5 protein-coding genes are annotated in these 15,177 nt (G+C 49.8%); all 5 read right to left on the reverse strand.

From position 1 onward, the window contains the following. Positions 1-684: 684 nt before the first annotated feature. The 5 genes from NXS07_RS04285 to NXS07_RS04305 all read right to left on the reverse strand — a co-directional run bounded on the left by NXS07_RS04285 (position 685) and on the right by NXS07_RS04305 (position 15,176). A complete protein-coding gene (locus tag NXS07_RS04285) occupies positions 685-1,536 on the reverse strand; it encodes a 3-hydroxyacyl-CoA dehydrogenase family protein (protein WP_038222034.1) in 852 nt (283 codons plus the stop codon). A gap of 70 nt (positions 1,537-1,606) precedes the next feature. After that, the gene (locus NXS07_RS04290; RefSeq protein WP_242425188.1) at positions 1,607-2,287 is read right to left on the reverse strand and encodes a GNAT family N-acetyltransferase; all 681 of its coding nucleotides are present in this window, start codon (positions 2,285-2,287) and stop codon (positions 1,607-1,609) included. A gap of 250 nt (positions 2,288-2,537) precedes the next feature. Next, on the reverse strand, positions 2,538-3,641 hold the full coding sequence (locus NXS07_RS04295; protein WP_258086218.1) for a cupin-like domain-containing protein: 1,104 nt from the start codon (positions 3,639-3,641) through the stop codon (positions 2,538-2,540). Positions 3,642-3,654: 13 nt separating this feature from the next. Beyond that, the gene (locus tag NXS07_RS04300; protein WP_258086219.1) at positions 3,655-8,664 is read right to left on the reverse strand and encodes a beta-ketoacyl synthase N-terminal-like domain-containing protein; all 5,010 of its coding nucleotides are present in this window, start codon (positions 8,662-8,664) and stop codon (positions 3,655-3,657) included. Next, positions 8,649-15,176: an AMP-binding protein gene (locus tag NXS07_RS04305; RefSeq protein WP_258086220.1), complete on the reverse strand. Its 6,528-nt coding sequence runs from the start codon at positions 15,174-15,176 to the stop codon at positions 8,649-8,651. Before NXS07_RS04305 ends, NXS07_RS04300 begins: the two co-directional genes overlap by 16 nt. Position 15,177: the final 1 nt, after the last annotated feature.

A 15,177-nucleotide genomic window follows, 5' to 3' on the forward strand; every position in this document is an offset into this window, starting at 1 on the left:
CGAAAGAGCTCACCACTCGGTTGACTGATAACTTCCAGATTTTAAAACCCGCCTCTTCAAGTTAATTGCGTATAATAGTCCTTGTGTCGTTTCTTGTTCTATCTGGAAATGTTTTCATTTTTCTTTGACAAGAACATCTTAAACTCCTTATTTTTATGAAGGAGGAAAACACATAAATGTTCCCAAAATGTATTTATACAGAAAATGAAGTATTAGATAATATATTTTTAATCTATTACTTTTTTAATATAGGGAAATAGAATATCTATATTTTAGATGCACAATATTCAATGAATATTTCTTGGTGTGAAAAATAAGATAGGACTTTAGTCTTTAAATGAAAATATTTTTAATTATAATGAGCAGTCATGGCCATAAATATAATATTAAAATCATTAACATTCATACTAACATATTATTGTTATTCGTCGTCATATACTTTTTTTATTTATGTATCAAAAAACAATTAAATAAAAATATTTTTATTAATACCCTCAGATATAATCTATTACCCTTTTATTTTATGAAACATCATCTTATGTCATGGTAATAAAAAAAGAGCTTCATGTATCATGTAATAACACGAAGCTCTTGGTGATTAAGATGATGCTATTCGTTATAAGGCTCGAAGGATTGGGTCTACGCTATCTTGCTGAATAAAAATATAACCTGAACATAAAGGATTTAATAAGTGTAAAAACCCCGGCCGGATTTTCGTCCCAAATAACCCGCATCAACCATTGTCCGCATCAGCGGACAAACCCGATATTTTGAATCCTGAAACATCTGGTAGAGCACATCAAGGGAATTGACCACCGTGTCAATACCAATCAGATCCGCTGTTTCGAGCGGCCCCATTTTATGACCGAAGCATTGTTTAAAGATAGTGTCCACATCCGCAGGTTGGGCAATCCCGTCCTGTATGGTGAAAGCGGCTTCATTCATAAATAAATGAGAAATCCGATTAGAGACGAAGCCGGGGCCATCTTTCACTACCACGGCGTTTTTACCTAACACCCTCAAGATTTCCAGACATCGTTCTTTAGTTTGTTCGGAAGTATTCAGACCGACAATTACTTCGACAGTATGCTTCAGATAAACCGGATTCATAAAATGCACACCAATCACTTGAGAAGACGTTTTATGAAACGAACCCAGTTTCGTGATGGGAATGCAGGAAGTGTTCGCCGCCAGCACCGCGTGAGGGGCCACAAACTCAGACATACGGGCATATAACGCCTGTTTAAGCTCGATATTTTCCGTGATATTTTCCACTATAAACGCACAATCCGACACGGCTTGCAAATCCTGCGACCAGACGATGTTGAGCAGCATCTCCTCAGGGGTTTTTCCTTTGGCGAGCGGACTGAACAAAGGCGCGTAACCCGCCGTTTCCATGATGCGTTCCCTGCTCTGTTCGCAAGAAAGAGCGTCTTTTTCGATAACAACAACATCATGCCCCTGCAACGCACAATCGAAAGCAAGGCTAGAACCAATATTTCCGCCACCAACCACAGCTATTTTAAGTTTTGACATAGTGACTACTTTCTTGTTGGGTTTTAAAAGGTTGCTATTTCAGGTTCACTTCTTGGAGCACAGGCACTGTTCATTCAGTCGAATCAGGAGAAATCACTTCCCATTTACCAAACAGCGTCAATCCTGCCGCTTTAGCCAATGACGTAGACGCATAGTTATCGAGCTGGCAGCGATACTGGGGTTCATAGCCCTGATGACAGGCATATTTACTGATTGAACGCACCACTTTGCTGGCGTGGCCTTTTCCTCTAAAGGATGCCAGCGTTAATACGCCAAGATCCGCAATTTGCGCATTCTCCCACGGATACATACTGGCCGCGCTGACCAGACGATGCTGTTCAAAAGAGCCGAACACCGCCCAGTGATCTAATTCCACATAAGCGTCATCCAAATCTTGTTCTGAGGCGGAAGATTCGAATTCGGAGAAAACCGCCTTATCTTGCTCTGTTAACTGACGCAAAACACCTGCCAGATTCTCTTGCAGCAAGGCGTTCTTATCCGCTTCTGAAAAATAAAAGATATAATCTGCGCCATGCAGCGTGACGCCGGCTTCATTCAATTTCTGGCGGAAAACCGGCTCAGACAGATCTTGTTGCTGATAAAGACCGGCCTTATCAGCCAGCGCGGGTGTCAGAACCGCCATCACTCGACCGTCGGAGGTTTCCAGCACCATGACCCGGCGATCTTCGTTCAGATCAGGGTTGACGGTAACAGTAAAGACTGCATCGCTATAGAGAACGTCTCCGTTCAAAAATGGAGCCTGCCAAAAATCAGTTATTGTTTGTGAAAATAAAGGCATACTTCTTACTCGCTTTGGTTGGAATCAGCGAGCGCACGATGGCGCTCAGTCAAATAACCCTAGGAAAGACAAGCGGAAGTTTGAGCTACCCACTCCCTTGCTCGCTCTTCAATCTATGGTATCACTTCATCACGTGTAAATAGGCTTGGCAACTTAACACGGGCTTGGTCAATCTGGACAGAGCCGCCAGCAACAGTCAAAACTAAAGCCTTTGGTTACGTTGGTGAATAAGGGCGAATTCTGGAACAGCCGCAATCGGTGCATTCGCTATCCAGCCGTGGCCGCGCTCGCGTTTGAAATTGAAGTAATCACGATATTCCGAATTAGTGACAAAGTTATAAGTCAAAGAAATACTCGGCGATAAGGTATGCACTTCATGGGCTAACCCTTTGGGGATCAGCATAATCTCACCCGGTAGCAAATCGAATTGCCATATACGATCTTTGCTGTGTGGTGAATTTGCCTCACTTTTTCCATTAGCGGCGGGTGATGCGACGGATGATAAAGCAGCACGACCCTCAGCCGTATCTCTGACCACATCTTCAAGCGAAGCGGAAAAGATCCAGCCCGCTTTTCTGCCCGCGACCTGACACAACACCGCATTGGTGCGCATACCATCAACATGTAAACGGGTACAAGCGCCCGGCGCAGAAAAATAGAGTCCCCAATCCTGACACATCCGCTTGTTGGGATGCAGAGACCCTACCTGAACCCAAGGGATCTTATAACCGCCATCCGGCAGAAAATAAGGTCTGCGCCAATGCTCCTGAATGCGTTGAAACGCCAGAAAACTGAACGAGTTGGTTTTCACCCTGTGACCAAATCCCCAAGTGAACAGCAGGTGTTTAAAAAATGAATCGTAGGTGTATCGCAGATAGCTAAGGTTATCCCCCATTTCGCCCAGTTCAACGGCAGGCAATGACGCGATTTCCCGCAGGTAGGTGCGCAGCTCAACATGGTCTTTCGGCTTGAATCCCGCATCCTGCAATTGCACGGACATATCCCCGAACTCCTGACAAAAGTAATCAAAGTTCCATATTTGCTTCGCTCGCCAGCCTCTCAGACCATCAGCGATAATAACCGGCTCTTTTTTCATTAAGTAGCGTTCACTGAACTCAGCGATTGAAATGTCCGAAACTTTCTCCACCTTGCGATATTCAGCCGCCTCAAGGCGTGCCAGTGCATCGTTATCGTTATTGCCAACTTCTCGCTGCGTGCCCTGCCGGCACCGATAAATGCTCATTTCTTCGAACGCCCACATCGCGACATCCCCGAATGCATTCCATGTATTACTGAAAAGACTCATCTTTCGACCTCCCCTAAAAATTAAACTCTGAATCCACATTCTGGTCGCTCGTCTGAGCGAACGTTTCCGGCGTAGGCTCACCGCTAAGGTTCTTGAGTAATTCCTGTATTTCTACATCAGGATCGGTGAGCACTTCCTCTATCAAAGCGAAAAAGTACTCAAACAGCGCCATAATGGTGGCTTCGTTAAACATGCGTGCACGAAATTGTATCGTGCAGTCAAATGTCTCTTGGGTTTCGGATATTTCCATCACCAAATCAAATTTGGCCGTATCTGACGTCAGTTCCAGTCGGGAAAATCCGGGGCGCCACGCGGCTTCATCAGCACCGTTCAGACTCAGTGGCAGATACCCGAAAACCACGTCGAACAACGGATGTTTGCCTTGACGGCTTTGGAAGTCATGCTCAGTACTCAAATCGTCCAGCAGCGCGCTCATCGGATAAGTCTGATAAGGGACGCTTTCAGACCACTGTGCATTCAGCTCCAGAAGATAGTCCGTCATGGCAAAGTCCGCATCCGGCTCAATTTTCAGAGCCAGCATATTGACAAGATAGCCCACCAGCGCCAGTTCTTCCGGCTGTGTGCGTCCGGTGACGGGAACACCGAGAAGAAAGGATTCGGCGCGGGCGATTTTCGTCATCAGCACCCCGAACGCCCCAAGGAAAAAGGTAAATACAGGGAGCCCCAGATCACTGCAAAAACACCTGATTTCTTCACTGGTTTGCGCAGAAAAACTTTTAACTCGCGTTACCCCCCGATGGCTGTCGGCATCGATATGTCCGTCATAATCATCTACCACAGGTAATGCCAGCGGTGCCGGCAAAGGTAATAGATTGGCGAGCCAATAAGCTTTATTTTTCCGTATCTGATCTTCACTCTCAAACTCCAGCCTATAGCGCCGATAGGCAGCGAAACTGTACTCCGGCGCAGGTAACGGGCGCTCCTTAAGCCTATTCTGAAAATCATGGGCGAGTATGCCCAGAGAAACAGCATCGCATACGATGTGATGGACGACGATCAACACCTGATGAAACTGGCCGGCATCCGTACCTTTTATCATCATGGCGCGCATTGGCAGTTCGGTATGCAGGTCAAAAGGCGCCTTAGCAAACTGTTCGAGGCGAGCCAGATTTCCCTCCTGTGCGGGTTCAGCCTCAAATATGGCTAAGCTGACTTTAGCGTCAAGCTGAGGCAGCATCATCAAATTAGCCCCCTGCCTTTTAAACAGACATTTCAAGACCGGATGTCGGTCTGCAACCTGTTCTATCGCTGTAGCGATGGCGATCGCACTGATCGCCGCCGGGCATTGAAAAGCCATTGGCATGTTATAACTGGCGTCGGTAAACGTGGTTTGATGTATATACAACAATTCTTGATCGGCGCTGGCAACGATTGGCTCAGATGGGTCGATGGCCGGCAAGATCGGATGGAGCGCGTTCTGGTCGTTGAGCAACTGCCGTTCAATCTCCCGTAAGGTGGGTTGCGCAAAAAAGTCCTGAATGGAAACTCGCTTACCGAGTTTTTTATACACTTTTTCCGCCATCACAATAGTCTTCAGACTGTCGCCACCCAGTTCCATAAATCGGTCATCAATGCCGATACCGTCAATACCGAGAATACTGCTCCATATAGCGGCGATTTCCTTCTGCATCTCATTGGCAGGCGATTGATAAACGGAAGTCAGCGTTTTCGGTCTGGACTTCAATTTGACGTTCCCCTCGGCCTGCGGTCTGTGATCGCCATTGGCAGCACGTCTTCCTCCCCAGGCATACAACCTATCCATAAACTGGCCAGCAGAGAAAATTTTCTGGTTTTCGTGATCGTATTCACGCAAACTGCGTTCAAACAGAGCAGGAAACTCAGCGCCAGAGAGAGCAACTTCATTAGCACCCCAGACAAGTGCATCAGCCCGACGATCTTCGTCAAAATGTACCGTTTCCCAGTTCACGGCAACCCAACGCGTCCCTGTCAACCGTCTGTTTTGCATCTGCCCCCAACCATCCAGAAACAGATTGGCCGCAGCGTATGGCGCATGGGCAATGCCCCCGAAAAACGCCGACATAGAAGACATCACGAAGCAATACTCAACAGGAATGCTTTCGAATACGTTGGCGAGTACTGCCGCCACCTTAGCTTTTGGCGCGAGTTGCGCGCAATAATGATCAGCATTGAGTTGAACCAGAGGAGAAAAAGAATTGCCATCAGTAACGCCGGCCGCGTGAAGAACCACACTGATCTCTCCCAAACGATGGCGAATGGACTCAAACAACGCCAATGCGTCGGCTTCCGATTCCAGAGCATACGGAAAAATCTCCACCGTTTCAGCGCCCGCGTCCTTCAACTCTTCCTGTAAGCGCTTCATCGCGGGAGAGTCCGCAGGCTGGCGACTGATTAGTGCCAACCGCCCTTGAAAACGTCGTGCTATCACCCCTGCCATCGCCTTGGCCATCCTGCCGCCAGCGCCCGTGATGACGTAAGTTTTCCCGGTGAAATACGACGCATCCAACACATCATTTTCTTCCGCATCCGGACAACGAAAATCTTCAACAAACAGCCCCTCGTCATTAAGTTTCAGAGGCCCATGCAACGGAGTCTGCAGCAGTCTGGTCAGCGCGGCAGGCGTCCAATCTGCACTGGGATTCTGAATGCCCAGAAACGCACAATTGACACCGGGAATTTCCTGAGGCATCACTAACGCTAACGCTTTAAGAGCCGCAGCCGTCAATACAGATTCAGCCAGAGATCCGCTATCGCCGGTCATGGAGCAAGCGGGCGCGATCAAATAAATATGCACGGAAGTAAACGCGGAGAAATCAGTCTCCGCGAGCGACCGGCCTAATTCAGATAAGATTTGGAGCGACGCTGGCGCAAAAGAAAAACCCTCTGTCGGGAACGCCAGCGACAACACCAGAGAAGGATTCTTTTGCAAACCTGTTAATTGCGAACCAATAGACAGTTTTGCCAGAGCACTTCGCACCTGTACTGGACACAGCATATCCAGACTGACAACCTCAATCTGACTTTTGTCTGCCAACCCGCTCGCAAGAGACGCTAACGTCTGGTCAACCAGCAGCACGGCATCCGGCTTCACCTCCGACATCGGTTGTGCCGGCAAGCGTAGAGGTTTCCAGAATGGCAATAACAGCCCCGCCGCATTTTTAGACAGATTTTTGCCATCAGGTGCCGCGATAACACTGGCGATTTGCGACCAGATTTTATCTGTAATATGTTCTGTTCCGTGTTCCTCACGAATAAAAGCGTATCCGGGAACATCCATCAACAGTTGTCCGTCACAGGAGCGGAAAAGACATTTCTCAAGCTCTTTCGTCTTACCAGATACCCAGTCGGTGATAGCAGCAAAATGTTCTGAGAGGTTATCCGGCGATGTCGTTTCCAGAACTTGCCGAACCAGCGCCAGACTCTCCATCTGTTCATCAGGTGCCAGATAGCGTTCAATTTGCCGCATCAGAGCAAACTTCGAATCTGCTGCAAACACAGCTCGATACGGAAAACTGTGCCGCTTGCCCAAGGTACGGGACAGCGCAGATAAATTCGGATCAGTTTGCGATACCAACCACTGGGACACTGATTCTAATTGCAGCACCAGAGAAGCACTGTTTTTCGCTGAAAACGGAAAAAAACAGACTTCGGGTACTTTATCGACGCCGCTTGTCTTCATGGCCTGCGGAGGGAGCACATATTGCTGTAACACCATATGCGCATTGGTTCCGCCAATACCAAAACTGCTGACGCCACCGGTTCTCAATTTCCCTTGTTTTGACGGCCACGGTTCAGCACGGGTATTAACATAAAACGGGGAGTGTTCAAATTCCAATTGAGGATTCGGCCGTTGGAAATGCAGCGTAGGCGGGATCATGCCGTGTCTGAGAGCCAACACCATCTTAATGAAACCCGCGATACCGGCGGCGGAATCCAGATGACCGATGTTGGTTTTAACGGCACCCAGTGCACATTGATTGAGTGTCTCCTCTGCACTGGCAGAAGATCCTCTTTCGTTGAAAACTTCACGCAACGCCATAAATTCGATGCTGTCACCCAAAGAAGTTGCCGTGCCATGACACTCAATGAAATCCAGATCCGCCGCGTCGATCTCTGCCATCTGCAAAGCAGAGCGAATCACTTCCGTCTGCCCTTTAACGCTAGGCGCGGTGTAGCCGACCTTGCGGGCACCATCGTTATTAATGGCAGAGCCTTTGAGGATCGCCCAGATAGGATCGTTATCAGCAATAGCATCTCCCGCCCGCCGCAATACTACCGCACCGAGTCCGCTACCGAACACGCTACCGGTAGCCTCCGCATCAAACGCTCTGGTTTTGCCGTCTTTTGAAAATAACATTCCGTCTTGATAGGTATGCCCGTTTTGCTGCGGCAACAACAGACTGATTCCGCCGGCAACGGCGAAATCACACTCACCACTCAACAAGCTCTGCACAGCCTGATGCACACTGACCAAACTGGTTGAGCAGGCGGTCTGCAAGGTAAAACTGGGGCCTTCCAGTCCTAACTTCCAGGAGATTAGCGTACTCATCGCATCTTTATTGGACAATTGGGAGGCAAGAAAACCGCCTACATTCTCAACCTGTTCAGACAACATCGCCTGCATCGTCCACTGCACCGAACTGCGCGCCCCCAGAAACAGTCCGATATTGCGACTCCGTTTGTCAGGATCGACGCCAGCGTTCTCCAAGGCATGCCAAACGCACTCCATCATCAAACGGGTTTGCGGATCCAAAAGCGCCGCTTCTGCCTGACTGTAGCCGAAAAACTCCGCATCGAAATACTGTGCGCCTTCCAGTACTCCGTTAACCGGCACGAAATCTTTATTGCGTATCTTGCCGGCATCATGCCCTGCCTTAAGCAATTCTTCTGCCGTAAAGCAGGAAATCCCGTCCACGCCCATCAACAAATTTCGCCAAAACTCACTGCAATTCCCCGCTCCCGGAAATCGACCTGACAAACCGATGACAGCGATATCTAAATCTTCTCTTATTTCTGTACGCATAATGTCTTACCCTGTTCCAGATCGATAAAGTCATCGGAAGTTAATTGCTTAACGAATTCAACGTGATCACCGCTTTTACGCCGGACGGTGCAGCACCCTTTCATTTTTTGCGTAAGTCCATCAATACCTGCTTCGTCTGCGTCGTCGGAAAAGAACATCGTGACGGGGAGGTTTTCTGATGGCAGAGCCAAGATCCGCTCATGGAATGTCTTGTTTTCAAGGATCTGATGCTGTAATTGGTAATAGCGCCACTCCTGATGGAGCGAAGGAAATTGCCGCCGCAATGTTTCAACATCCATATCGGCATCAATACCTGCACAATCAAAAGCCAACCGATTAACGTCGCGAAAGAACGCAACGAACTCTGCATACAGCTCATCTCCCTCAAAAACGTTGGTACGCAGGTTAGGATCGAGAAACACTAGTTTGTCTATATATTGAGAAAAATGCGGCGATGACTCCGATTGTTGTGCCAGCAATGCCACCAGCATCTCAGCCCCAAGGGAATAGCCGCCCAGCCACAGTGATCGTGACGGGTGTATGTCCTGCGCTTTAATGTGCAATGTCAGAGCATTTAGCAACGCCTGTTTAAATTCCTGCACTGACAGGTTTTCAACCGCGCGGGGCTCCGTTGTTAAAACAGACACGGTGACGCGACCGGCTAATTTGTCCGCCAGCGTCTGCAATTCAATCAATCCTCCTAACGCCGGCGGCAGCAGTATCAGTTTGGCAATGTTAGGATCATCGGAGTTCAGGAAACGCTCTTGTAACAACTTCACTGGCATTGTGTCATGTGCTCCCTGCCGTGCGTTGATCAGCGACCATTGCTCACCAAGCGTGGCATTGCGAAACACATCAACGGGGCTGAATGTCACGCCGAACCGCGTTTCCAATTGGTTAGCCAAGCGCACGGCATTCAGGGACGAGCCGGATACCAGAAAGAAGTCAGAATCCTGTGTCAACGCCCCTTTATATCCCAGGCATTCCCTCCAGCAGGTGATTAGCTTTTGCAATCCTTCACCCATTGTCGCTGCCTGCTCCTCCTGTGTTTGATACGTGTATTCACGCCATTCCAGAAACAGCGCCACGATCCGCTGCCGATCCAGCTTGCCTGTTTCGGTTCGGGGCAAAGACGCTACCGGAAATATTGCCGACGGCAGGTGGGAGCGGGGATAATGTCGCGCCAAATGCTGTTGCAGATCCGACTGCATATTCTCTTTTCCTTCAACCGCCAGTACCAGACAGGCCTCCGGTGTGCCGGCGAACGCCACTGCCGCACCCGCCGCAATGACATCAGGATGCTGCCCGGCACGATTTTCTAATTCACCCAAACCGATGAAATTGCCCCGCACTTTACAGCTATCATCCATTCGCCCTTTGAGGTAAAACAGACCGTTTTTGCCCGCCATCGCTAAATCGCCAGTGCGGAAAAACGTTCCCTGAGCGTCCCGACCAAATTTACGCGCAGTCAGCGCCGGATCATTCAGATAACCGTGACGCTCAAAATCCCCATAAATGACCAGTTCTCCCCATTGGCCTACCCGGAGCCGGCCGCCATCCTGATTGATCACAGCAAAAGCGGCATGATCGAAGGGTTCTCCGATGGAAAGTGCCGCACCTGATGCCAACTGCGCGCAGTTCACCATAGATACAGCGATGCAGGTTTCCGTGGGGCCATAACTGTTCCAGATCTGTGTACGTTCGAGTAATTGGCTGATATCTCCGGCAGCGAGGAAGTCACCGCCACTAATACAGATCTTGGGCAAGGGTGCCAACGCCGGCATACGGTTCCAAGCGGAAAAAAGAGCCGGAGCCGCAGAAATGACATCAGGGCGATAGTGAAGTAAAAACGCTCTCGCTTTGCGTTCATCCAGTAAACTGTAACGGTCAACGACCACACTCGTTCCTTGCAATGCCCAAGAGAGCAGAACTTCTTCGAGATAACCGTCAAAACTGGGCGAGAATTGCTGCACGATCCGCAATCCCTGCTGCGTTGCCTGCAATTGTTGCTTTAATCCCAGTTTATTGACGAGTGAATCCACATACTGCGCCGCTGTATGCGCGGCAACGCAGATGCCTTTGGGTTTGCCGGTAGTCCCGGAGCTGTACAGTACCCATCCGATAGGATTATCGTCAGCGGATTTCATGCTGTGAAAGCCGCGCCAATTAATGGAAACAGGTTCAATCAAACTATCGTCCTGCAATTGTGCGCCAATTTCCGAACCGCACTTGATCACGAGATCCGGCTCTGCATGGCGGATCACCTCGTTAATACGCTCCTCCGGTGTCCCCGTTTCCAGTGCCAGATAGGTCGTGTGCGTCAGGAAACACGCCGCCAGAAATGCCTGTAGTTGACGCCCCTGACGTCCCAAAATGAGCGCCCGCCGAATCGTCCCCTTGTTTAGAACCTGCGTATACGCAGCGGTTAACGCGGCGAATTCTTCCCAAGTCACGACGTCTTCTTCATCAATCACCGCGGGACGATCGGTCAATGTCAGAAACCCATTAATCAGCATGGCATCAATTTGGCGATACGACGCACGTCGTTGAACTGGTCGAAAGGCCTTTTTAACTGCGTCGGCAGACACTATCAGTTCATCAATCGGTAAGGCGGAGGGAGCATGACTCAATATCTGCCGCAAAATTTCCTGATAGCCGGTTACGATGGCTTCTATCTGTGAATCTGTGAAAGCCGCGATCTGATATTCCAGCGTCAATCGGCAACTTTGTGTATTTTGTATACCTTGCGTACGATGGCTGACAGTAAGACTGAGCGGCCCATGCGCTTCCAGCAATAAATCCTCTGCATCCAGTGCCTCATTCTCCCCTGCGTCAAGATAGGAATAGGCGACATTAAGCAGTGGATTACGGCCAAACATCCTAGGGTCACGACTGAGCAATGCGAAGGCCTCTTCAACCGGGAAAAAGAGCTGATCAACCGCGCGCCACTGCTCATCCGCCAATTTCTTAATAAATCGGTCAAAGGTTTCTGCCGGCTGATCAAAACGAAACGCGCAAGGGGATAACGAGACGAACATGCCCACTGTCTCCAGCGCATTTTTTGGGCGAAATGCATTCGCCACTGAAATGGAAAAAGCATTGCTACTTCCTTCACGTGCCACGGTAAGCCCCCACACCGACAGGAAAAGCATGGCCGGAGTCACGTTTACTGCTCCGCAAAGACGTTTCACTGCTGCCATATCCGCAGCCGATAGATGCCAGGATAGGGTTTTTACCTTGCTGCCTGCATCCACCGCGCCATGCCCAAACGGATTGAACTCAAGCCCTTCAAGATAGTTTGCCCAGAATGTTTCAGCCTGTGTCCAGACCAGATGCTGACGGGCATCTGCCAATGCCAGCGCGTAGCACCTGTAACTCAGCGCAACGGGAGCCAACGATTCATGCGCCAGCAATTGTTGAAACTCACGCTGTAGGATCTCCAACGAAGGTTTGTCCACTAAAATATGGTGGATCTGCAACTGCAAGCAGGCGTGCTCCGTGTTTATTTCCTGTAGACAGCCTCTCAACAGAGGAGCCTCTCCTAACTCGAAAGCCTGCGCCCGCATCTGCAACCACTGATTTCGATCATCGATCAGTACCCTGTCAACCGGGAGCGACGGCAATATCTCAGCATAGGGAATGCCTTCGCTATCAATGCGATATCGGGTACGCAAAATATCGTGGCGGTCGATTAGAGCCTGTAGTGCTTGTTTCACTGCATCAGGGAACAGGTCATGGGATAACGGGATCTCCAGCGCCAAAATATAAGCCTGTGATTCTGGATGCAGACGATATTGTGCATAGAGCCGAACTTCTTGTGCCGATAACGGCCCACGCCCGCCAACCGCAAACTGAGGTGCGGTTTCCAGCAGACTTGAGAAACTCTCCGTCACCATGCTGTCACCGCCAGTCCGTCGGGCGTCGATTGTTTTCGCAAGCGCCTCAATCGTATCGTTTTGAAAGAATTCCAACAAAGAGACAACCTGCCCGAATTCATGTTGAATTTCCGCCAGAACTCTTGCCGCCCGTAACGAGTGACCGCCAAGGGAGAAAAAGCTTTTGTCCACCGACAACGCGTCAACCTCCAACTCCAAATAGCGAGCCCAACAGGCTGCCAGCCATTCTTGAGTTGCACTGTCAGGCCGGACAATTTTACCGCTCATCGCCTTGCCAAACGCCTGTTTTAGCCCTTGTCGATCCAGTTTGCCGTTGCGTGTCAGCGATAATTCCGCAACCAAAATAACCTGACTCGGCACCATATAAGCGGGCATCCGGCTTAATAACGCCTCTCTAATGTTTTGCTCCGTGACCCCACTGTCCGTCGTAACGATAAAGGTGCCCAGATGAGCGTGTCCCCGCTGGTCTTCTATGCCAATCACTGCCGCTTGAGCCACTGTTGGCAGATCCAGAATGTTTTTTTCAATGGCATCTAATTCGACGCGGAAACCGTTCACTTTCAGTTGGCGATCACGCCTTCCCTCAATTTCAATCTCACCCTGAACATTCCAGCAACAGAGATCGCCGCTGCGATAATATTTCCCCTTCAACCATTCCGTATCCAGGTCTACGAACACCTTTTCAGTGAGATCAGGGCGATTTATGTAGCCCATCCCAACGCCTATTCCTCCTATCAACAATTCACCCGCTACGCCGATAGGACAGGGTTCTAAGCTATCGGGAAATACCACGACACACTGGCAGCCGCCTAACGGCTTACCGATAGTGATTTTCTGGTCATTGCGTACTAAGGATAAATAGGTTGTGATAACGCCGGTTTCGCTGGGGCCGTATACATTAAACAGCTCGTAATTATTCTTTTGAAACGTTCTCAGGCTTTCGCCGCCAAAATACAGTTGCCGCAAGTTCGGAATATCCCCCTGCTCCATGATGTATTCCGCCAGCACAGTCGTGGTAAACAATAAATCGATGCAGCTTTCCCGCAGAAATCTGACGCACTTTTCAGCGTCTGTACGCGTCTCTTCCGGCGGCATGACCAACACGATGTCCTGAGTCAGACACTGCACACATTCCAGTACGAAATAGTCAAAAGTATGGTTCGCTACAGAGGCAACTCTGGAGCCTGCCGCCCGATGTAGGGTTTGTTTTTCAGCACTGAGATTAAGTAATGCTTGATGAGTATTGATACAACCTTTCGGTTTGCCCTCACTGCCGGAGGTCATCACCACACACAATGGGTCGTCGGGATTGACTGCCTCACCTTTGCGCAACAACGCCGCCAGAGCAGACATCTCCGTTCGATGCGTCAGCTTGGCCGGTACATAATAAGGCAGCATGACGACCTGACAGCCCTGAGTGCGGAAGAATCCGACCATCTCACCATAACTTTCCTGTAGCAGAACCACCTTGGTGCTATGTAATTCGATGATGTCCAATAACTGCCTTTCAGGCGCGCTATAGGATTGCAGGCAGAACGGCTTACCGATGCGTATACATGCCATCGCGGCGAGTGTGGTTTCTACTCCCTTGGCGCCGACAATAAGTACACAGTCGCCTAGCGATTCCCATTGTGGCAAATCAGGATCAGTCAACAAATTATCCGTGTACCGCTCCAACTGTTTAAAGTTAACGGTCTGATCACCGGCCTCCAGAAACCGGGTTTCAGCTCTGTCGCGCATGGAGGCGGTCATGGCCTGCGCCACATTTTTATACCTCAGCGGCTGCGCGGGTACGGGGGCAGAAAGTGCAGCAACACGCTCCCGCTCTTGATCCGGCATCCAGGGCATTGACGCGAGCGGGGAGTTTGGTTCGAATACCATGCTGTTCAACAACAAGGTCAAGCGATCTATCAGAAGTGATGTCAATTCTGCATCCACCCTCTGCGAATCGAACCGCATATGCAGACAGGTCTTTTCGGGACTGGCCTGGAGCCAGAGACTCAGTGAATAACACGCCGTCTCTGTCCCCTCAAAAGGTGGCTGAGTTTCAGAGTAACCCGCCAGAATTTGCGGCGATTGAGACATCACGGAAGATGCCGATTGCAGAGGTATGCCAGATGTCAACGCAGCAACTTGCTTCCATTGCGCAAGCTCCTCACCGAACAGCCGTTTTACGGGTTGTGTCAGTTCCGTTTCCGCCAGATGCCATTTAGCGGGGACAAGATAAACACCTGCGGAACGGTCATCGGATAAAACCGCCGGTGTTCCGTTCCCCGCTATATCTTGCGCCCCGATCGCCCAATTCAGGCTCCCTTCCGGCTCCCGGCAGTGCAAAAAAGCGAGATACTTGATGCAGGCGGAAAACAGCGATAGACGATGCAGCGGAGACGCCGCCATAGTGAAAATTCTGCTGTTCAGTGGTTCGGCAAACGTGAATGACGTCGTGACCACCTCCGTGTCTGTCCCCGATGTCGCCAGCCGTGTCACAAAAAAGGGACATCCCTGATAGTCGGTATCCAGTTGTTGGCGAACATAATCTTTGAATGCCTGTTTCCTTGCATTCATCACAATGGGATCATTAGTGTGCATTTCCGCAACTTCCTGTTTTATTTTCATA

The sequence above is a fragment of the Xenorhabdus bovienii genome, assembly GCF_024721015.1.
Classification (GTDB): domain Bacteria; phylum Pseudomonadota; class Gammaproteobacteria; order Enterobacterales; family Enterobacteriaceae; genus Xenorhabdus; species Xenorhabdus bovienii.